At 35.9% G+C, this 19,194-nt stretch carries 21 protein-coding genes and 1 pseudogene; 7 read left to right on the top strand and 15 right to left on the bottom strand.

Annotated features, from left to right (window positions below):
* Positions 1-64: 64 nt before the first annotated feature.
* The 4 genes from sspN to Q3V31_RS09345 form a co-directional block, all read right to left on the bottom strand.
* A complete protein-coding gene (sspN, locus tag Q3V31_RS09360) occupies positions 65-199 on the bottom strand; it encodes an acid-soluble spore protein SspN (protein ID WP_000527988.1) in 135 nt (44 codons plus the stop codon).
* A 43-nt stretch (positions 200-242) separates the two neighbouring features.
* Complete coding sequence (locus Q3V31_RS09355; protein ID WP_001254700.1) at positions 243-386, bottom strand: FbpB family small basic protein; 144 nt, start codon at positions 384-386, stop codon at positions 243-245.
* 140 nt (positions 387-526) lie between these two features.
* Positions 527-1,474: a 3'-5' exonuclease gene (locus tag Q3V31_RS09350; RefSeq protein WP_000528747.1), complete on the bottom strand. Its 948-nt coding sequence runs from the start codon at positions 1,472-1,474 to the stop codon at positions 527-529.
* Positions 1,475-1,588: 114 nt separating this feature from the next.
* Positions 1,589-2,164, bottom strand: coding sequence for a TlpA family protein disulfide reductase (locus Q3V31_RS09345; protein ID WP_000269051.1), 576 nt, complete (start codon positions 2,162-2,164; stop codon positions 1,589-1,591).
* A 480-nt stretch (positions 2,165-2,644) separates the two neighbouring features.
* On the opposite strand from Q3V31_RS09345, the gene Q3V31_RS09340 reads away from it, so the two are divergent.
* On the top strand, positions 2,645-2,860 hold the full coding sequence (locus Q3V31_RS09340) for a hypothetical protein (protein WP_329764858.1): 216 nt from the start codon (positions 2,645-2,647) through the stop codon (positions 2,858-2,860).
* A gap of 11 nt (positions 2,861-2,871) precedes the next feature.
* Positions 2,872-3,204 carry a YmzC family protein gene (locus Q3V31_RS09335; RefSeq protein WP_002076849.1) on the top strand — a complete coding sequence of 111 codons (333 nt, stop codon included), beginning with the start codon at positions 2,872-2,874 and terminating at the stop codon, positions 3,202-3,204.
* 22 nt (positions 3,205-3,226) lie between these two features.
* Here Q3V31_RS09335 and Q3V31_RS09330 read toward each other — a convergent pair whose 3' ends face one another.
* Both Q3V31_RS09330 and acnA read right to left on the bottom strand, forming a co-directional pair.
* Positions 3,227-4,948: an ABC transporter ATP-binding protein gene (locus tag Q3V31_RS09330; protein ID WP_329764855.1), complete on the bottom strand. Its 1,722-nt coding sequence runs from the start codon at positions 4,946-4,948 to the stop codon at positions 3,227-3,229.
* 51 nt (positions 4,949-4,999) lie between these two features.
* Positions 5,000-7,723, bottom strand: a complete 2,724-nt coding sequence (acnA, locus tag Q3V31_RS09325; protein ID WP_000238548.1) for an aconitate hydratase AcnA — start codon at positions 7,721-7,723, stop codon at positions 5,000-5,002.
* 289 nt (positions 7,724-8,012) lie between these two features.
* On the opposite strand from acnA, the gene sspO reads away from it, so the two are divergent.
* Complete coding sequence (sspO, locus tag Q3V31_RS09320; protein ID WP_000518053.1) at positions 8,013-8,162, top strand: acid-soluble spore protein SspO; 150 nt, start codon at positions 8,013-8,015, stop codon at positions 8,160-8,162.
* A 37-nt stretch (positions 8,163-8,199) separates the two neighbouring features.
* Here the strand turns inward: sspO and pdaB are convergent, their stop codons facing one another.
* Both pdaB and Q3V31_RS09310 read right to left on the bottom strand, forming a co-directional pair.
* Complete coding sequence (gene pdaB, locus Q3V31_RS09315; RefSeq protein ID WP_000744280.1) at positions 8,200-8,925, bottom strand: polysaccharide deacetylase family sporulation protein PdaB; 726 nt, start codon at positions 8,923-8,925, stop codon at positions 8,200-8,202.
* A gap of 46 nt (positions 8,926-8,971) precedes the next feature.
* Complete coding sequence (locus Q3V31_RS09310; RefSeq protein ID WP_001146298.1) at positions 8,972-9,235, bottom strand: hypothetical protein; 264 nt, start codon at positions 9,233-9,235, stop codon at positions 8,972-8,974.
* A 121-nt stretch (positions 9,236-9,356) separates the two neighbouring features.
* Between Q3V31_RS09310 and Q3V31_RS09305 the strand changes: the two genes are divergently transcribed.
* Positions 9,357-9,479: a small acid-soluble spore protein P gene (locus Q3V31_RS09305; protein ID WP_000517651.1), complete on the top strand. Its 123-nt coding sequence runs from the start codon at positions 9,357-9,359 to the stop codon at positions 9,477-9,479.
* A gap of 124 nt (positions 9,480-9,603) precedes the next feature.
* On the top strand, positions 9,604-9,984 hold the full coding sequence (locus Q3V31_RS09300) for an Hsp20 family protein (protein ID WP_000516751.1): 381 nt from the start codon (positions 9,604-9,606) through the stop codon (positions 9,982-9,984).
* Between the two features lie 50 nt (positions 9,985-10,034).
* Here Q3V31_RS09300 and Q3V31_RS09295 read toward each other — a convergent pair whose 3' ends face one another.
* Positions 10,035-11,273, bottom strand: a complete 1,239-nt coding sequence (locus tag Q3V31_RS09295; protein ID WP_000676839.1) for an MDR family MFS transporter — start codon at positions 11,271-11,273, stop codon at positions 10,035-10,037.
* A gap of 65 nt (positions 11,274-11,338) precedes the next feature.
* Positions 11,339-11,746 carry a hypothetical protein gene (locus tag Q3V31_RS09290; RefSeq protein WP_000119681.1) on the bottom strand — a complete coding sequence of 136 codons (408 nt, stop codon included), beginning with the start codon at positions 11,744-11,746 and terminating at the stop codon, positions 11,339-11,341.
* Between the two features lie 134 nt (positions 11,747-11,880).
* On the opposite strand from Q3V31_RS09290, the gene Q3V31_RS09285 reads away from it, so the two are divergent.
* Positions 11,881-13,083 (top strand): alanyl-tRNA editing protein, encoded by a 1,203-nt coding sequence (locus Q3V31_RS09285; protein ID WP_170959291.1) that lies wholly within the window; start codon positions 11,881-11,883, stop codon positions 13,081-13,083.
* Between the two features lie 44 nt (positions 13,084-13,127).
* Here Q3V31_RS09285 and Q3V31_RS09280 read toward each other — a convergent pair whose 3' ends face one another.
* Positions 13,128-13,571 carry an NUDIX hydrolase gene (locus Q3V31_RS09280; protein ID WP_000432579.1) on the bottom strand — a complete coding sequence of 148 codons (444 nt, stop codon included), beginning with the start codon at positions 13,569-13,571 and terminating at the stop codon, positions 13,128-13,130.
* A gap of 104 nt (positions 13,572-13,675) precedes the next feature.
* Here Q3V31_RS09280 and Q3V31_RS09275 point away from each other — a divergent pair, with 104 nt between their 5' ends.
* Entirely contained in the window at positions 13,676-14,257 is a 582-nt protein-coding gene (locus Q3V31_RS09275) for a DUF6434 domain-containing protein (protein ID WP_071735557.1), read from the top strand.
* Positions 14,258-14,265: 8 nt separating this feature from the next.
* On the opposite strand, the pseudogene Q3V31_RS09270 reads toward Q3V31_RS09275, so the two are convergent.
* The 4 genes and pseudogenes from Q3V31_RS09270 to Q3V31_RS09255 form a co-directional block, all read right to left on the bottom strand.
* Positions 14,266-15,356, bottom strand: a pseudogene (locus tag Q3V31_RS09270) (acetyl-CoA C-acyltransferase).
* Entirely contained in the window at positions 15,349-16,812 is a 1,464-nt protein-coding gene (locus Q3V31_RS09265) for an acyl-CoA synthetase (protein WP_329764832.1), read from the bottom strand. Before Q3V31_RS09265 ends, Q3V31_RS09270 begins: the two are co-directional and overlap by 8 nt.
* Before the next feature lie 65 nt (positions 16,813-16,877).
* Positions 16,878-17,453, bottom strand: a complete 576-nt coding sequence (locus tag Q3V31_RS09260) for a biotin transporter BioY (RefSeq protein WP_001093323.1) — start codon at positions 17,451-17,453, stop codon at positions 16,878-16,880.
* 123 nt (positions 17,454-17,576) lie between these two features.
* Positions 17,577-19,190 (bottom strand): long-chain fatty acid--CoA ligase, encoded by a 1,614-nt coding sequence (locus tag Q3V31_RS09255; protein WP_090813916.1) that lies wholly within the window; start codon positions 19,188-19,190, stop codon positions 17,577-17,579.
* Positions 19,191-19,194 lie beyond the last annotated feature (4 nt).

The raw sequence follows: 19,194 nt of genomic DNA, 5'->3' as shown, positions 1-19,194 counted from the left end.
TATTGCTGTTGAAAATACACCTTTAATTCTCTCACAAAAAGAAGAATGATAATATCCTTCTTTTCTAACCGTTATCTACAATTGGTTGTTTGCCAGTTTGGTCTTGCATTTGCTTCCCTTTATTGCCACCAGCTTTTTTCGATTGTGTTCCAATTTGATTTGGTGCAAAGTCTTTTGAATTCTTTTTCGGATTACCCATTACTATCGCCTCCTTAACACTAGTATCGTACTAGTGTTAAGAATTATTCAGCCTGCTTAAAAAGTCTCATTTCATAACGTTTTTCAATACGTTCTTCAATTCGATCGATTGCATCACGATCGCTTAATAATTGTTGTTTATTTTCATTTACAAGTTCTTCAAACGATTTGCGGCGACTTCTTCTCATGCTGTTCACCCTCTCTCCTTCACTTTCTTACTACATAGTATGAGCAAACGAAAAACTCTTTAATCAGATTTGCAAGAAAATTTTATGTTTTAATACTCCTAAAAAAACTCCGTGCACAATATTTTGCACACGGAGTTTTTTTATACCATAACATTTAAATACTCTTTCAATTTTTCATCTGCATTCTTTTCATTTTCTTTATAATCATGAAGCGCCTGTAATACAAAATCATACTGTTCTAAAATATAACTTTCTAATTTCAAGACATCCTCTAAGCTATTAAGCATAATTCGCGTAGTACCAACTTCACTTTTTAACGCCGGTTCACATATTAAGCTCGTACATATTCCCTTTACATCATCTTCTAATATCTCTGTTAATACGTATTTCTTTCGCCCTTTTACCTTTAATCTCATAACTGGATAAAAAGCTTTTACATCTAGATAACTACCTACGTTCATACAACGTAGCCATTCTACATTTCGTTTATTGCGTACAAGTATTTCTCTTACCGCTTCGTATACTACGGTTTCATCAAGTACTTCCTTATTTACTTTTCGCTTCCCTTCTTCTTCAATAGCTGCACAATTTTGATAAACAGCAGCACACGTAATACAGTCATCAAATGCATTATGAGAACTTAGACGAATTCCAAGCATTCGCTTTAACGTTTCAAGTTTATGATTAGGCGCGTGCTTCATATATTTCTTTGCTAAAAATACAGTATCAATTACTTTATTTTTAGGTTCAGGCAGCCCAAGCATATTTACATTACTTTTCAAAAAACGCATATCAAAAGACGCATTATGAGCGACAATAACATTTGTATGTAAAAATGCTAAAAAGAAAGGTAACACTTCTTCAATCGTCGGTGCATCCGAAACGCGATAATTTGTAATACCTGTCAAACTCGTTATCCGGTTCGGAATTGGACGCTCTGGATTCACATACGAAACAAACTGATCTACTAGTTCATGATTATGATATTTCACTGCTGCAACTTGAATAATTTTATCATTATAAGGGTTAAACCCTGTTGTTTCAAAATCAATTACAACATAATCTAACGGTAAGGATACATTCCCCACTCTATACACCCCTTTATCTCTAAACGTTTATATTTCTTTTATCATAACATGGTGCTATCACTACGTGAAAAAGAAAAGGCAGAAATGGCAACTTCCACCTCTACCTTTTCACCGTTATTTTAATTTAGCAACCCGTTTCTCCATCTCTTTTTGCGTCATCGGTCCAATAAACTTATCCTGAATAACACCTTTCGTATCTATAAAATACGAAGTTGGAATCGTAATTACTTTATACGCTGTTGTCACATCAATGTTCTTGTCCAATAAAATAGGAAAAGTAATCCCTTTTTCTTTAGCGAAATTTCTTACTTTTTCTTCTCCCCCTCCTTTTTCTGAAGGCGTATAATTTATTGCTAAAATTTCTACATTTTCTTTATGTTCTTTATAGAAAGCCTCCATATCAGGCATTTCTTGCTGACAAGGTCCACACCACGTTGCCCAAAAGTTTAAAATAACTTTCTTCCCTTTTAAATCCGATAACTTTACCTTCGCTCCATCTAACTTTGTTAATTCAAAGTCTGGTGCACTCTTTCCTATTTCAATACCGTTCCTTGCGATCATCTCTTTCATAGCAGCTTCACTTTTTGCTGGCCTTTCTTGTACCACTTGATCCTTTTTACCAAACTGATCATAAGCTGCATATCCCGCTAAACAAAGTAACACTACAATAATCGTAAGCTTCCGCCACATTTTATATCACCCTAACGTGTTTATCTTCTTATAACATAATCACCAAAATACTATATACCTTATTTTAGCTTATACGGACAAGCTTGGAAATATTCATATTCGAAATAGTTAGAATATTTTTAGTTAAGATGAAATATTTACCTTTTTATCATATAATTAGAAATAAATACAAAACCTGCGAGGTGATATGTATTTTACAATTACTTATCAACCCTTTTACTTTTATTTTCTTCACTTTACCATTACTATGTATTTGTTTTAGCGGCTTGCTATACAAATTCAAATGGGCTGCTATTATTATTTCTTTTACTGTTCCACTTATTTTTTTCATCATCGTCTCGGGATTTGATATACACCTAACTTTACAAAACTTAGACGCTTGGATTGTTTATAGTGCTGTTTATTCTGTACTTTCCTACATAACAGCAGCACTAATACGAAGAAAACTACACAGATAGAACTTTCAAAAAGGGGGATTTTATGAATTTATTCGAAAAAATACTTTTATATATTCTTAGTTTTATATTTTCCCCAATCGGGATTATCACTTGGATCATCTCGCTCTTCAGTAAAAATCCTAAAAAAAAGCAAGTTGGGCGTATTTGTCTCCTTATCGCTTTAATCTCATTTATCCTTTTAGCCGGTCTCGGTATTCTTAGTTTCTTCACGATGACTACCACCACTACTATACAATAGTTATAGAAAGGATGATTATTTTGGGAGAACATCCTATAAGTAAAGAACTTCGCTATATACGAATATGTTTAGTTGTTTTAGTAATCGTTCTTTTATTTTTCAACGGTGAAAGAGTTGTTGAAATTTCTACAAATCATGATGCCGTAGAAAATGTTTCAACCAGTAATATGACACAGATCGCTGAAAATACATTTGCTATTCAAGAATATAATCCATCACTAAGTAGCGAACATACGGTCAAAATTTTCAAATATAATCCGGATACAAATCAACTTACTCTAGTCAAAGAGTTTAGCACTAACGATACTGAGTCTTATACGTATCAACTTAATAAGAGTGAATAAAGATAAGAGCACTATATAGCTCTTATTTTTTTATTAGCATCTCTTTAAACAATGACTTACACGTTAATAATTCTCTAGGATCCCCGCATTCCACAACAATTCCATTCTTCATGACCACAACTCGATCTGCTATCATCGCCCTCTCGGCATCATGTGTGGTCACAATTCTCGTTACATTCCCTCCTAACCCTTTCAGCATATTCCAAACCACTCCTTGATTACTCAGATCTAATCCCGCAGTCGGTTCATCTAAAACAATGAGATTCGGATTTGATACAATCGCTCGCAATAACGCCAGACGTTTTCTCTCTCCTCCCGAAAACTCTTCACCGCTTTTATGTAGTACAGTTTGAATCCCTTCAGGTAAACCCCTAATAATCGGCTTCACATTTACAAGTTCAATATTTTTTGCTAACTGGTTTTTTAAATACTCTTCCCCGAAATACATATTCTCTTTTACTGTCGTCCGAAAGAAACGAGGTTCTTGCCACACTGTAGTCATACGAGACCCATTACCATAATAAACAATGCTACCGTTAGATGGTTTATACAAACCCGTTATTAATTTTAAAAGCGTTGTTTTTCCTGCACCACTTTCTCCTACAATAATGACGAGTTCACCAGGATTAATTTGCAAATGAATATTTTTAATTCTACATCTCTCTTCGCCGTTCTCTTGAAATGAAACATTTGTTAATCTCACTCCCATCGCTTTTTCTACATTTCTGTCGTCAGCTCCTATATTTAAAAAGCAAAAAACTCGATTTGCCGAAGCAATAGCAACTTGTGTCATCATCAATAAATCACTTGCATAACGAACAGGAAAAAATAACATCTCAATTGTAGCTAATACCGCCACAAGCGAACCGACTTCCATTTCCCCCTTCATTATTTTTTGTGCACCTATAATAAGAACGACTACATATGCGCCTGTTTCTATTACCGTTCCAACTATCCCAATACAATGTTGCAACATCGTCTTCTTTACTTCTGTTTTATAAGCTGTTACTGTAACTCCTTTAAATAAACCAATTGCCCAGCTCTCTTTTTGTAAACTACGCAAATCTTGTATACCTTTTACAAACTGTGACATCATCTCTACAACACTTGATTGATTTTTTTGAGCAATCCCCGCAATATTCCTTACCTTTTTTCCCATAAGCATCGGAACAATTGCACTGAAAAATAAAAACGGAGTTACCCACCATATGAACTGTATATCTATATGTTGTAGTGCTATGAGCGCACCAATAAATTGCGCAAGTGCATGAATATATTCGATTAATATAGATCCATATAACCTTATCCAGTTCGGGATATCAGAAACGACTAATGTTTCTAGCTCTCCTTGTTTTACCTTCTCGCTTTCTTCAAAGGGTAATGAAAAAAAGTGACGTAATAAGTCTATACGCTTCTTTTGTAATATACGTTGACTCGCTTTTGCACTTATATAACCAAACACAAGTGCATTCGTCCACATCATAAATCTACTCCCCACAAACAATGCAATGTACATATATGCATCTTTTAACTCCCTCTGAATAAGATTATCAACAATTAATCCCATTAAAAGTGGTCTAGATAAATTTAAAATGGCAGCAATTATTCCACTACATATGGCTGCTACTACTAATATTTTCTCTTGTCGTAACGATAACAATATTCTTTTATACTCTTTCATGACGTTCCCTCCATTTTTAGTAAAAAGAAAGGGATGAAACCAATTGGTTTCATCCCTTTCCATAAAATAAGGAAGCTAACATACGTTAGCTTCCTTATCATTCATTTCAATTATTTAGTTTGACACTTTTGACTCTTCAATTTTCTCACGAAGAACCATTTGCAGGATACCACCGTGACGGTAGTAATCAATTTCAACTTCACTATCGAAACGAGCCACTACTTCGAATTGTTTTTCTTTGCCTTCTGCATCGATTGCAACTACTTTTACAAGATCGCGTGGTCTAACCGTTTTGTCAATTTGAATTTCAAATGACTCGTCACCAACAAGACCTAATGTTTCAGCGCTATCGCCATCTTTAAATTGTAATGGTAATACACCCATTAATACTAAGTTACTGCGGTGAATACGCTCGAAGCTTTCTGCGATTACTGCTTTAATACCTAATAAGTTTGTACCTTTTGCAGCCCAGTCACGAGAACTTCCCATACCGTAGTCTTTACCAGCAACAACTAGAAGGCCTGTGCCATCTTCTTTATATTTCATAGCAGCATCATAGATAGATGTTACTTCACCAGTTGGCCAATATGTTGTATATCCGCCTTCTGTTCCTGGTGCGATTTGGTTTTTAATACGAATGTTTGCGAATGTACCACGCATCATAACTTCATGGTTACCACGACGAGAACCGTAAGAGTTAAAGTCAACTGGTTGTACGCCGTTTTCTAATAAGTAGCGTCCTGCTGGTGTATGCTTACCGATTGAACCTGCTGGTGAGATGTGGTCTGTCGTTACAGAGTCACCAAATTTACCAACTATGCGTAAACCTGATAATGTTTCAACTTCACCTGGCTCTTTAGATAAACCTTCAAAGAATGGTGGGTTTTGAATGTATGTTGAGTCATTATCCCAAGTATATAAAGCTTCATTTGAAGTTTGGATTTCATTCCAACGCTCATTGCTGTTAAATACTTGCGCATATTCTTTCTTGAACAGTTCAGATGTAACAACATTTTGAACTACGTCTTCAATTTCTTTAGCTGATGGCCAAATATCGTTGAAGTAAACAGCATTGCCATTTGCATCTTTACCGATTTCATCATTTTTCAGGTCAATATCAACAGTACCTGCAAGTGCATATGCCACAACAAGCGGTGGTGATGCTAAGTAGTTCGCTTTTACAAGCGGGTGAATACGACCTTCAAAGTTACGGTTACCAGATAAAACAGATGTTACTAATAAATCGTTTGCTGCGATCGCTTCTTCTAATTCATCTGCTAATGGACCAGAATTACCGATACAAGTCGTACAGCCGTAACCAACTGTTTGGAAACCTAATTGATCTAAATATGTTGTTAACCCAGACTTATCTAAGTACTCTGTAACAACTTTAGATCCTGGTGCTAATGATGTTTTTACGTAATCAGGTACTTCAAGTCCTTTTTCAATTGCTTTCTTCGCAACTAGACCTGCCCCAATTAATACGTATGGGTTTGATGTATTTGTACAGCTTGTAATTGCAGCGATTGCAATTGCACCTGTCTTCATCGTTACTTCTTTATCTTTTAATGTAACCTTCACTTCTTTATCGAACTCTTGCTCATTAAATCCAAGTCCTTGTGTTCCAACTGGTGCTACAACAGCTTTGTGGAACGCATCTTTCATATCTGAAAGTGGAACTAAATCTTGTGGGCGTTTCGGTCCAGAAAGGTTAGATTCGATTGTATTTAAATCAATTTCAACAAGATCAGTGTAAATTGGATCTTTACTGCCTGCTGTATAGAATAAACCGTTCGCTTTACAGTATTCTTCAACAACGCGAATTTGCTCTTCATCTCTACCTGTTAAACGTAAGTATTCTAATGAAATGTCGTCGATTGGGAAGAATCCACAAGTTGCGCCGTATTCTGGTGCCATATTTGAAATTGTTGCACGGTCAGCTAATGGCATGCTCTGTAGTCCATTACCGAAGAACTCAACGAATTTACCAACTACACCTTTTTGACGTAACACTTGCGTTACTTTTAATGCAACGTCTGTTGCTGTAGTACCACTTGGAAGTGTACCAGTTAATTTCACACCGATTACTTCAGGTACTGGGAAGTATGAAGGCTGTCCAAGCATTCCTGCCTCTGCTTCAATACCACCAACGCCCCATCCAAGAACACCGATACCGTTAATCATTGTTGTATGCGAGTCTGTTCCAACTAATGAATCCGGGTATGCAACTAAGTCACCTTCAGCATTTTTCACAGCGTGAACAACTGGTGCTAAATACTCAAGGTTTACTTGGTGTACGATACCTGTTGCTGGCGGAACTGCACGATAGTTATCAAATGATTTTTGTGCCCAGCTTAAAAATTTATAACGTTCTTCATTACGTTTAAACTCTAAATCCATGTTGAATGCAAGCGAGTCTGCCGTACCCGCTCTATCAACCTGTACAGAGTGGTCAATTACAAGGTCTACAGTAATTTCAGGATTAATTTTGTCAGGATCCCCACCCATGTCTGCCATTGCTTTACGAAGCGAAGCCAAATCTACAACAGCTGGAACACCTGTGAAGTCTTGTAAAATTACACGAGATGGTTTAAATGGAACATCGATATCTTGAACATCTTTCGTTCCCCATTTCGCTAAATTTGTAACATGTTCTTCCGTAATTACGCGTCCATCTACTTGACGAAGTACAGATTCAAGTAAAACTTTCACGGAATATGGTAATTGAGATACGTTGCCAACCCCTGCGTTTTCAAGCGCTTTCAATGCATAATAATGATACGTCTTTCCATCTAGTTCAAAAGTTGCACGTGATTGAAATGGATTATGTTTGACCATTATGTTTCCCCCCTGTTAAACGTGACTAAGTTGTCTGAATATAAAATGTAGACAAACTTTTCAATACCTTACGATAATATCTTATTACAACTTTCTAAATAAGTAAATAATAAGAAACTTATGGATTACCATAAGTTTTCTTTATCTTTCTAAATTTGAATAGTGTCCATGCTCTTTATGAATACTATTACCATAAAGTAAAGCGCTCTTTCAGCGTTTTACTTTACGTTCATATATGCTATGAACAACTCATGGTTCGTCTATAAAAAAACATTATAGAGGTGAAAAAATGGGTAAGAGAAAAGCCAATCATACTATTTCAGGAATGAATGCTGCATCCGCACAAGGACAAGGAGCTGGTTATAACGAAGAGTTCGCAAATGAACCTTTAACACCAGCAGAACGACAAAACAATAAGAAAAGAAAAAAGAATCAGTAACGAAAAATCCCAAAAGGTATACCTTTTGGGATTTTCTCTAATGTTTATAACGTAACAACTCCGAAACTGTTACAAATCGATAACCCTGCTTTTTCAGCTCAGGTAAAATTTTTGCTAACGCCGCCACTGTTTGACTACGATCACTTCCTCCATCGTGTAACAGTACAATATCTCCACTTTTAGCATTTTTCACAACATGATTTACAATGGATTCAGTACCTGGATTCGCCCAATCACGAGGGTCTTGATGCCATGACCATAGAACAATTTGATACCCAGCTTTTTTTGCCGTAGTAAATACAGCATCGTTAATATATCCACCTGGTGGACGGAACAACAACGGTTCTTTCGCCCATCTTTCAAAATATTTCTTTCCATTTAAAATATCATTTTCTAATTTTTCATCTGATGAATTACTCGCATACAAATGATTCATCGTATGATTTCCAATTTCATGTCCTTCTTTCAACACTTGTTTTACTAAATATGGATTACGCTGAACTCGAAATCCAATCATAAAAAAAGTTGCTTCCGCCTTATATTGATGTAATAAATCTAGAATTTGCGGCGTGTATGTTGGATCTGGACCATCATCAAATGTGATTGCAATAACCTTTTCATTATTTGGCACTTCCCACGTTACATAGCCAGTTGGCTCTAACTCTTTTCGTAACAACATTTTAGCTTCCACTTTATCCACTTGAAATATATGTACTGCACAAATTAAAGAAAAAATTAATAGTATAATTTTTTGTTTCTTCATATTAGCTCTAAAAGTTTTGAGGTTGTTGAATTCACAACAACCTCATTTACTTTTCTAATTGATCTACATTTCGCATAATATTTTGGAGATTATTTTCGTATTGCTCAAGTTGTGGACGTTGTGTTTCCGAAGCTACTTCTAGCGCATTTTGAATCTGTTCATACGCTTCCTGGACCTCCTGGCGTAACTCTTTTAAATCATGACCGTAGTTTGGATCATTTTTCACAATGTTATTGAATATATTTTCTGCTTGTGTAACTCCTTGCTGTGCAGCTTGAAAAGCTTGTTGTTTATCTTTATGATATGGCATTATATGATCCCCTTTCTGTAATAGTTAGTCCCATTTATCTTTACCCTTTTTTCTAAAAACATTCTCGTATAAATTCGCAAACTTCTCTCATTCTAAATAGGAAGAGGAGGTGTTATATACAATGGGCAAAAACAATCGTGAATCGAAAGAAAAAAAAGGACAACCTGAACCATTAAGCGGATCTCATAAGGTAAAAAACCGTAATCATTCTCGTCAAAAAAATCATGCGCATCATGATATGTAAAACAAAACATTCACACTAGCTACCTTTGCCACATACAATGTTTATATTTTTCCATTTATTCTTCACCCCTGGTTCATTCATGCATAACATAGTATGAATTGAGATTTTACGGAGGGTGTCTTACATGGGCAAGAAAAAGAAGGATTGTCTTTTTCATGTTGATGGTTTCGAAGAATGGATGGAACAATTTTGTTCTGATTCTTGTAGTAATTTTAGTTTTCCAAATCAAATTCATATTGACCTTTGTGAAACAGAACAAGAATACATTTTGGAAACAGATGTACCAAATGTGACCGAACAAAATGTACTCATTAAAAAGATGGAGACAGGCCTAAACATATGCATACTTCATAAAAATACTTCTTTACAGCGGACCATTCCTTTACCCGCTAATATTATTTATAAGAAGATGCTGGCCTGCTTAGAGAATGGATTTTTGGCCATTCATATTTCCAAAAACGAAGTTGCCGATAAGCATGAAAAGAAGGTTCTTTTTTCAAATTGAGAGTTAATATAAATACAAAAATAAGCCCCAGTAACTTGCTGGGGCTTATTTTATTTCGCATGCATTTCTATATTAGAATTTCTATCATATCTTTTTTTCAATAAGCCTTTTGTAACTAAAAGTACAGGAAATGCTACAGTTGAAAATATAGCTAGCGCTAAAAATACTACAAATCCATTTTGATACCCGTAATAATCGAGAAGTACTCCCCCAAACCAAGGACCAATTACTCCTCCAATTCCTGAAAAGCCCATCGCTCCGAAGTATGTTCCTTTCAGATTGGAATCAGCGATCTCATCAATAAATACATCTGTCATTGAGAACATTAAAACTTCTCCAAATGTAAAAATAATTGTACAAATAGCTGCCCCTAACATGGATTCTACTAGTCCAAATCCAAACAATCCCCCGCTCACAAATAACGTTCCAACCATAATAGACGCTAATGGCGTATACTTTTTACACATTTGAATAACAGGGTATTGAATAACTACTACCGTAATTGCATTTAAAGCTAGCATATATGAGAACAACTTTACTCCATCCTGAAATATATGTGCATTTGCAAAGTATTGAGATACTGTCGTCGTTAAATGCGAAAAGCCACAATTACTCAAAATAATACCGACTAAAGCAACTAAAAATACTACATCCTTTCGCAAAATACGAATTGCATTTAACATTGTAACAGGCTTTTCTTTATTTATTTTCTTTCGTTCCAGTGGATACTTCTTAAATTGGAACGCCAATATAGCTGTATATAAAATGTATACTCCAGCTGCTACTAAAAAAGGAATTGTTGATTTTGCGCTTCCAATCTGTAATCCGACAAGTGGACCAATCGCCACCCCAACATTTATTGCACCATAACGCAAATTATATACGAGTAAACGATACTCTGGTTTCGTTAAATCTGATAATAAGGCTCTTGAAGTCGGTTCAAAAAAGGCCCTACATAATCCATTCAAAGCATTTAATATAAAGAAACTTAAAACATGATCTGCAACTGAAAAACCTATAAATACAAACACCCAAACGATCATGGACCATATTATAATCATCTTTCGGCCGAATCGATCCGATAAATTCCCTCCGATAAAACTAGCAAAAACTCCAACAAGTGCACTCATTCCGATAATAGCACCCGTCATTCCAGCTGATACCCCTTTAACAGTCGTTAAATAAATTGCTAAAAAAGGAATACTCATTGAAGTGGCGAACCTCGCAAATAAAGTCCCTATTATAATTGTCATTCCAAGCGGATGAATCTGTTGTAACTTCCCCTTCATCTCTAACCTACTCTCCCTTTTCCTACAAAAAAAAGAAAGCAAAGGATCTGCTTTCTTTTCCCTTTTTATACTTGAGATGTTTGTACCCGAGCTGTTCTCGTTATGTCCATATCAATTCCATATGTAAACTGTAATTCCTTACAAACATCTTTAATTAAAATCGCGACATTATACGTTTCATTAAATTGTAAAACTATGCTTTCTACTTCTTCGTATGTATACTTATATTCTCCTGTAATGACACTTTTTAAATCAAAGCATTCATTAATACAAAGTTGTACAAGTAGTTGGTCATATTTTTCTAGTACATCTTCTTTCTTCCAAAGTAACTCCTTTACATATAACCGATCAAATTTCACACTTTCTCGGTTACAGTCCGTTAAAATCCGGGTCATTTCATTTAGTTCTCGATATAATTCAGAAATATTTCTGCTTAAACTAAGCAGTTTATCTACGCCGTTTTCATATGACATATTTATTCCACCCCCGCATTTTCTTCTTATTATAGCAAGAAAATTCTAAAAATAGTTTCTTTCTTCTGAAATATTAGGAAACTAATTTCAATTGCTTTACAATGAAACTAGCTAACACGAAAGGGGAAAGAAAATTGGAACAAAAATTATATTACATCGACGCTTATAAGAAAGACTTTACTACTAAAGTTATAAAGCAAGATTATAATGCAGAAGGAAACTTATATGTTGTCTTAAATGAAACTGCATTTTATCCAACAGGCGGCGGACAACCACACGACACTGGAACTTTAAATGGTATTCCGGTAAGTAACGTTGAAGAAGTAGATGGAGAAATTCGACATTTCATAGTAGAACAATTAGATACAGAAGAAGTAGAGGGTAAAATAGATTGGGAGCGCCGTTTTGATCATATGCAGCAACATACAGCTCAGCACATTTTATCTGCTGCTTTTTGGGATCATTTTAACATACCAACTATTGGGTTCCACCTCGGAAAAGAAACGATAACAATTGATTTAGAAACGGAAAATTTGCATGCAGAAACAATTGAAAAGGCAGTGCAAATTGCCAACAAAATTGTTTTTGAAAACCATCCGATCCGTATAGAGTGGATGAACTTAGAAGAAGCGAAAACATTACCTCTTCGCAAAGAACCGACTATGACAGAAAATATACGCGTTGTTATAATCGAAAACTTTGATTATAACGGCTGTGGCGGAACACATCCGAAACATACAGGTGAAGTAGGGCCTATTCAAGTACTAGGATGGGAGCGCAATAAAGGTGGTATACGCTTAACGTTTATCGCTGGCTGGCGCACACTAAAATTAATGGGACAACAACAACAAATTATGAAAGATGTTTCTAAACAATTAAACAGTAGCGAAGCTGATATTCCAGCAAAAGTATCCCAACTTCTTACATCCCAAAAAGAAAACGAAAAAGCACTGCAAACAATGAATGAAAAATTATTATTTGCAGAGGCAAATGAACTGCTGCAACAGCCCGCAAAAATACACGGTGGAATACTTATTTCTAAAGTATTTACAAATCGTTCTATGCAAGAAATCGCAAAACTTTCTGCTATTATTACAGAACAACAAGAACATGCAATTACATATTTCGTCATTGAAAATGATGACAAACTACAATGTATTCTTGCTTGTGGAAAAACAGTCACACTCGATATGAACACACTTTTAAAAGATGCCCTTCCTGCAATTGAAGGAAAAGGTGGCGGAAATAAAAAGAGTGCTCGCGGCGGCGGAAAAGCGGTTATGACTGGGGACGAGTTTTTAAATCAACTTGTTTCTTCTTTACAGTCAGCGGTGTAAAATATTTTTGCGAAGGATAGCTAATAGCTATCCTTCATCTCTATTTACAGGCCTATATTTTGTTTCACCCCTTGATAACTCCCTGCATTTGCAAAACCGTCACTTATAAGAGCTATAAAAGTTTGCGAAAAACCATACTGACTTAAATCTTTAATCGGCACCATTTGCACATCTTGAATTGGATTATGATCAAACTCATTAGAAGGTAGCGTAATTTCACCTTCAATCCTTTCAAGCAAAAACGTAATATGCAATAAAGATGGGCTAGCATCCGGTTTATCACAAACATAGAGTAGCTTCTTAATTTTAACTTCTAACCCTGTTTCTTCTCTCATTTCTCGAATCATCGCTTCTTCTAACGTTTCACCATTCTCTACCCTTCCTCCGGGTAAAGACCAATTCCGATTAGCCACTTTTTGCTGTACTAGCAATACTTTTTCATCTTCAATTAAAATTCCAGTAACACGAACTTGCATTACATTTTCCATATGTAATCTCCTCTTCCCATTATATTTACAAATTAATTCTTCCACTAAAAGAACATACGTTTTATAATTAAAGAAAATTATGGAAGAAAGTAGTTGTTACATTCATGCGTCCACCTTTAACAAAGTCTATATCACTTGAAGATTTCCAAAACTATTATTGGTTAAAAGCAGAACTCCAAACATTTTGTCGTGAGCACGGTTTGCCAGCTAGTGGCTCTAAGATTGAAATAACCGAGCGTATCTCACATTATTTAAATACTGGTAAAATATTAAAAAACAGCTCTGGTCAAAAGGTGTGTAAAGCTTCCCTCTCTTATAAAGACCTTTCTCTTCAAACAATTATTACTAACAATCACCGCTGTAGCGAAGATATTCGTGCCTTTTTCAAAGAAAAAATCGGAGCAAACTTCCGCTTTACAATAGCTCTTCAAAAGTTTTTTAAAGAGAATGTCGGAAAAACATATGAAGACGCGATAACGTTTTGGTATGAAGAAAACGAACGTAAAAAAGACCCATCCTATAAAACAACTATCGGCACACAATTTGAATACAATAGTTTTACTCGTGCTTTTTTCGAAGACCCATACAACAAAGGAAAATCAAAAGCTGATGCTATCGCTGCCTGGAATGAAATAAAAGCAAAACCTGGTAGCAATGTTTATGTTCCTCAAAAAGTAGAAAACTAATTATCTTGCTAGTCTTCTACTTTTTCAAATAATAGAGCAAGTCCAATTCCCCCACCAATTCCTAATGTCGCAACTCCATATTTCATATGCTCTCTTTTAGCCTGATAAAACAAGCGTGTTACAAGCATAGCTCCAGACGCACCGTACGGATGACCAAGTGCTATTGCACCACCATTTATATTTAACTTTTCATACGGAATTTGTAACTCCTTTGCACAAGCAACAACTTTTGAGGCGGATGCTTCATTTATTTCAAAGTAATCGATGTCTTCTATTTTTACATTCATTTCGTTTAATAATTTGTTCACCGCAAATATCGGGCCAGTCCCCGGAAAATTTGGATCTACTCCAACTACAGCACTACGAACGAAACGAAGAACAGGCTTGTATCCTAATTTTCGGGCTTGCTCCTCTTCCATTACAAGAACGGCACATGCTCCATCATTTACACCGCACGAATTACCTGCCGTTACTGTACCATTTTGTAAAAATGCGGGTTTTGTTCTTTTAATCATTCTTTCATAATTTATTTCTCGTTTTATAGCCTCGTCTAAAGATCCATTAAACAAAATTATTTCATCTTGTAAATATCCGTTCTCTAATGCTTGCAGTGTCCGTTTATAACTTAGACAAGCGTACTTGTCTTGCATTTCTCGCGTTATATTATAACGATCTGCAACATATTCAGCCGCTAGTCCCATATCAGGATCACCAATTGTTTCAGGTGAAAATCGCGCTCTATTTTGAAAAGGTGATGTACTTGTACTCTCTACTCCTCCTGCAATATAACAATTACCTGCCCGCCTTGAATGAGATGACACGCGGTGCGAATAGCTTCCAATCCAGCACCACATTGCCGATCAATCGTTACACCAGGAATATGATAGCCAAGTCCTGCCTCTAAAGCAGATAATCTTGCAACGTTACCTCCTGGTCCAACAACATTTCCTAATATGACATCATCTATTTCTCTCTCAATTCCTTTGCTTAGAAACGTAAGAAGTGGTGCTGCTAATTGCTGAACTTCATAATCTTTCAACATCCCGTTTTTTTTACCAATAGGTGTTCTTTTCGCTTCTACAATAACCGCCCTATTCATATATCTTCTCCCGGTTTTCAATCATACTTTTTGCTTCGATACGAGCAATCTTCCCGCTATTTGTATAAGGTATTTCATCAACAAAGTGCCATTCTTTCGGTATTTTAAAAGATGATAATCGTTGTAAGCAAAAACTCTTTAATTGTTGCTTTGTAGCACTTCCTTTTACGATAGCGACAGGCTTTTCACCCCAATAACTATCTTTTATACCAACAACAACAATTTCTTCAACAGCTGGATGCGTATATAGCAAACTTTCTATCTCTTCTGGATAAATATTGATTCCTCCAAATAAAATCATGTTCTTCTCTCTACCAACAATATATATAAATCCTTCTCCATCTTGGTAGCCCACATCTTGTACTGTCATCCAACCATCTTTGGTCAATTGCGGAATAATAGCTCCATCCGATACATAACCCATAAAAAACTGATCACTTTTCACATACACAGTTCCTATCTCGCCTGTCCGTACTTCTTCTCCTGCATCATTACATATTCGAACTTGTACATTATGACAAGTTTTCCCCACTGAAGTCGGCTTTCTTTCGCTCTCTTCATCGACCAATACCGTTACAAAGCTTAGCTCCGACGCACCATAAAATTCATATCTTTTTGCATAAGGAAACATATTCTTCATCTTTTCTTTCGCTTCAGCTTCCCATTTCGCTCCTGACGAAATAATTTTCATTTCACTTTCAATTACTTTATTTTCTTTATACAAAGACTCAAGCATTGTAGGGACTGTATACATTACAGAAATATTCTCTATCTTTATACTAGATAGCACTTGAACTGGTACAAACTTTCTCGTTATGTGTACCGTTTGTCCTAGAAATAATGCACTTATTGCCCCGTATAAGAAAAGAGAATGAACAAGCGTCCCAGCTATTAAAATAGAATCTTCCTTTTTCATATAAAAGTCATGTACATTACAATCAAAACTATGAACCCACGACTGTTGCGCACGTAAAAACGCTTTTGCTTTTCCAGTTGATCCTGATGTAAATCCCATATAAAAAGGAGCGTCTTGTACATGTTCTACAGAATGGTATGTAGGAAGAAAGTTCTCAATCATTTCTTTCCATTCTTCAATCTCAATAATCCTTCCTTCTTCGCAGAATATATCATTGAGCCTATACTGCTCCGCCACAATAACATCCGGTTTACTAATCACTAGTCTGTCTTTAAGTTCATCTCGTTTCCATTTTATATCCAGTGGCACACAAACCCATCCAGCCATAGCAGCACCAGCAAATATTTGTAAAAACTCAGCACAATTTTCTAATACAATTGCTACTGTTTTATTCTTCGATTCACTTTCATTCAACCAGTTTGCTACTTTACAAACTGACTCGTACCAATCTTTATATGTTAACACTCTATCATTTTCTTTAATTGCTATTTTATTCGGTTGTAAAGAGGCATACTTTTTGTATTTTTTTGTAATTCCCATATGAAATATCCTTTCTCTACAAAATAATAAAAAGAAACACGCAATGAACGTGTTTCTTCTCTTTCTTATCCCGCATTTGTATATTTTCTATTCTTTAAAGCGGGCGTAATAATGTGTTTCAATGAACGATGTAATTTTGTCACGAGAATTGCTGCTATAATTGCTTTTATGCAATCCCCTGGTAAGAACACAGCACTCACTTTCATCGTTTCCCATACGGAAACCCCCATTAAGAAAGCTTGTACAGTAATACCAAATACATAAACTACGAAAATACCACCAATTATATTAATACATAATACCTTTATTATAGAAACTTCACGTAAGCGCTCAATTAAATAACCAATGACAAACGCTCCTACAATATAACCAAGTAAATATCCTGCACTTGGTCCAACAAATACACCTGGACCACCTCGTCCACCCGCAAGTAATGGTGCTCCAACTCCAACTATAAGTAAGAAAATAAGCTGACTTAATGCACCAAGACGTGAGCCTAACAACCCACCAGCAAGCATAACACCGAGTGATTGTAATGTAATCGGAACTGGTGTAATAGCAAGAGCAATTGGAGGTATTAACCCTAACACTCCCATAATAGAACTAAATAAAGCGACGAAAACTAAGTTTTTTGTATTCATGTTTGCTTCTCCTATTTGTAAACTTAAAATATTTTTTAGATAACATATTATAGGAGTTATATTATCTTTCCATTCGATTCTTGTCAACTGAAATTAAAAATAAGTTTACAAATAAAAATTCGGTTATTTCTCTTTATGCAAATGCTCAAGTTCTTTCCTAAGCGCCTGTTTTAAAAACTTCCCAACAGATGTTTTCGGAATTTCCTCTATAAATACAATATCGTCTGGTAACCACCACTTCGCAAACTGTGGTTTTAAAAATTCATATAGTTCTTCTTTTGTAACAGTACTATTTTTCTTTTGTACAACGCAGGCAACTGGACGCTCTTGCCACTGCGGGTGTGGAATTGCAACGACAGCCGCTTCAAATATAGCTTCATGTGCCATTAGAGCATTTTCAAGATCAACTGAGGAAATCCATTCTCCCCCGCTTTTAATAACATCCTTCGTACGATCAACAATCTTTACGCACCCTTCCTCATCAACCGTAACGACATCTCCTGTATATAACCATCCATCACGAAAACCTTCGACAGTACGCTCATCGTTATAATAGCTTGCAGCGATCCATGGCGCTCGTAAACATAGTTCTCCCATCTCCGTACCGTCCCACTTCACTTCACCACTTGTACCGACTACTTTCATCTCTACACCAGGGACAAGATATCCTTGCTTAGATCTTATCTCAAGTTGTTCTTCATACGCCAAATCTGTTTCATAGCTTTTTAGACGTGCAAGCGTTACGAGTGGACTCGTTTCAGTCATGCCATATGCATGTACGAAAGGAACATTATATTTTTGCTCAAACGCTTTAATAACACTTTTCGGTGCAGCTGCGCCTCCGCATAGAAGTCTCGTTACACTAGATAAATCGTAACTATTATTTTCTAACTCTTGTAAAACACCAAGCCAAATTGTCGGCACACCCGCAGCTATCGTTACTTTTTCAGTTTGAATCATTTCTAATAAAATTTTCGGCGTAAACATCGGCCCCGGAAGAACTTGTTTTGCCCCAAACCAAGTAGCCGCAAAAGGAAGTCCCCAAGCGTTCACATGAAACATTGGCACAATAGCCATTGCTGCATCACTTTCCGATAAAGCTGTCGTATCCGCTAATCCGAGTGCCATACAGTGCAACACTGTACTACGATGTGTATAAACAACACCTTTTGGATTCCCTGTAGTCGCTGACGTATAACACATACCAGCAGGTGTATTTTCATCAATATCTTTAACAAATTGGAAATTTGGCTCGCCTTCTTCTAAAAGTTTCTCATAATGATATACAGGCTGAAGTGTAGTTTTTGGAAGCTCCTCTTTATCAGTCATAATAATATATGCTTGTACAGTCGATAATTCAGACTGGATATTCTCAATGAGTGGTACAAGATCTTCATCAATAAGTAAAATACGATCTTCTGCATGTTGAATAATGTATGATATATGTTGAGGAGATAAACGAATATTAATTGTGTGTAATACGGAAGCAATACCTGGAATAGCAAAATATGCCTCCACATGTCGATGATGATTCCACGCTAACGTTCCTATGCGCTCGCCTTCTTTAATCCCAAGCTTTTTTAACGCACTTGAAAGTCTTCTTGTCCTTTCCCCTAGTTGCTTATACGTTAATGTCGTAACTGTATCATGTGTCCGTGAAATAATTTCTTTCTTTGGGAATAGTTTTTCTGCCCTTTCCATCATAGAACTAATTGTTAGAGGTACATTCATCATCATATTG

The sequence above is a fragment of the Bacillus nitratireducens genome, from assembly GCF_036320425.1.
Lineage (GTDB): Bacteria > Bacillota > Bacilli > Bacillales > Bacillaceae_G > Bacillus_A > Bacillus_A nitratireducens.
This window is presented reverse-complemented; position numbering and strand designations above follow the sequence as displayed.

Excerpts from the sequence above, each read along its gene's own strand:
- Q3V31_RS09275 (WP_071735557.1), top strand. The coding sequence starts at position 13,676 with ATGCGTCCACCTTTAACAAAGTCTATATCACTTGAAGATTTCCAAAAC.
- Q3V31_RS09345 (WP_000269051.1), bottom strand. The coding sequence starts at position 2,164 with ATGTGGCGGAAGCTTACGATTATTGTAGTGTTACTTTGTTTAGCGGGA.
- acnA (WP_000238548.1), bottom strand. The coding sequence starts at position 7,723 with ATGGTCAAACATAATCCATTTCAATCACGTGCAACTTTTGAACTAGAT.
- Q3V31_RS09310 (WP_001146298.1), bottom strand. The coding sequence starts at position 9,235 with ATGCCATATCATAAAGATAAACAACAAGCTTTTCAAGCTGCACAGCAA.
- Q3V31_RS09340 (WP_329764858.1), top strand. The coding sequence starts at position 2,645 with ATGAATTTATTCGAAAAAATACTTTTATATATTCTTAGTTTTATATTT.
- Q3V31_RS09265 (WP_329764832.1), bottom strand. The coding sequence starts at position 16,812 with ATGGGAATTACAAAAAAATACAAAAAGTATGCCTCTTTACAACCGAAT.
- pdaB (WP_000744280.1), bottom strand. The coding sequence starts at position 8,925 with ATGAAGAAACAAAAAATTATACTATTAATTTTTTCTTTAATTTGTGCA.
- sspN (WP_000527988.1), bottom strand. The coding sequence starts at position 199 with ATGGGTAATCCGAAAAAGAATTCAAAAGACTTTGCACCAAATCAAATT.
- Q3V31_RS09300 (WP_000516751.1), top strand. The coding sequence starts at position 9,604 with ATGGGCAAGAAAAAGAAGGATTGTCTTTTTCATGTTGATGGTTTCGAA.
- Q3V31_RS09260 (WP_001093323.1), bottom strand. The coding sequence starts at position 17,453 with ATGAATACAAAAAACTTAGTTTTCGTCGCTTTATTTAGTTCTATTATG.
- Q3V31_RS09335 (WP_002076849.1), top strand. The coding sequence starts at position 2,872 with ATGATTATTTTGGGAGAACATCCTATAAGTAAAGAACTTCGCTATATA.
- sspO (WP_000518053.1), top strand. The coding sequence starts at position 8,013 with ATGGGTAAGAGAAAAGCCAATCATACTATTTCAGGAATGAATGCTGCA.
- Q3V31_RS09290 (WP_000119681.1), bottom strand. The coding sequence starts at position 11,746 with ATGTCATATGAAAACGGCGTAGATAAACTGCTTAGTTTAAGCAGAAAT.
- Q3V31_RS09355 (WP_001254700.1), bottom strand. The coding sequence starts at position 386 with ATGAGAAGAAGTCGCCGCAAATCGTTTGAAGAACTTGTAAATGAAAAT.
- Q3V31_RS09295 (WP_000676839.1), bottom strand. The coding sequence starts at position 11,273 with ATGAAGGGGAAGTTACAACAGATTCATCCGCTTGGAATGACAATTATA.
- Q3V31_RS09255 (WP_090813916.1), bottom strand. The coding sequence starts at position 19,190 with ATGATGATGAATGTACCTCTAACAATTAGTTCTATGATGGAAAGGGCA.
- Q3V31_RS09330 (WP_329764855.1), bottom strand. The coding sequence starts at position 4,948 with ATGGAAAGGGATGAAACCAATTGGTTTCATCCCTTTCTTTTTACTAAA.
- Q3V31_RS09280 (WP_000432579.1), bottom strand. The coding sequence starts at position 13,571 with ATGGAAAATGTAATGCAAGTTCGTGTTACTGGAATTTTAATTGAAGAT.
- Q3V31_RS09305 (WP_000517651.1), top strand. The coding sequence starts at position 9,357 with ATGGGCAAAAACAATCGTGAATCGAAAGAAAAAAAAGGACAACCTGAA.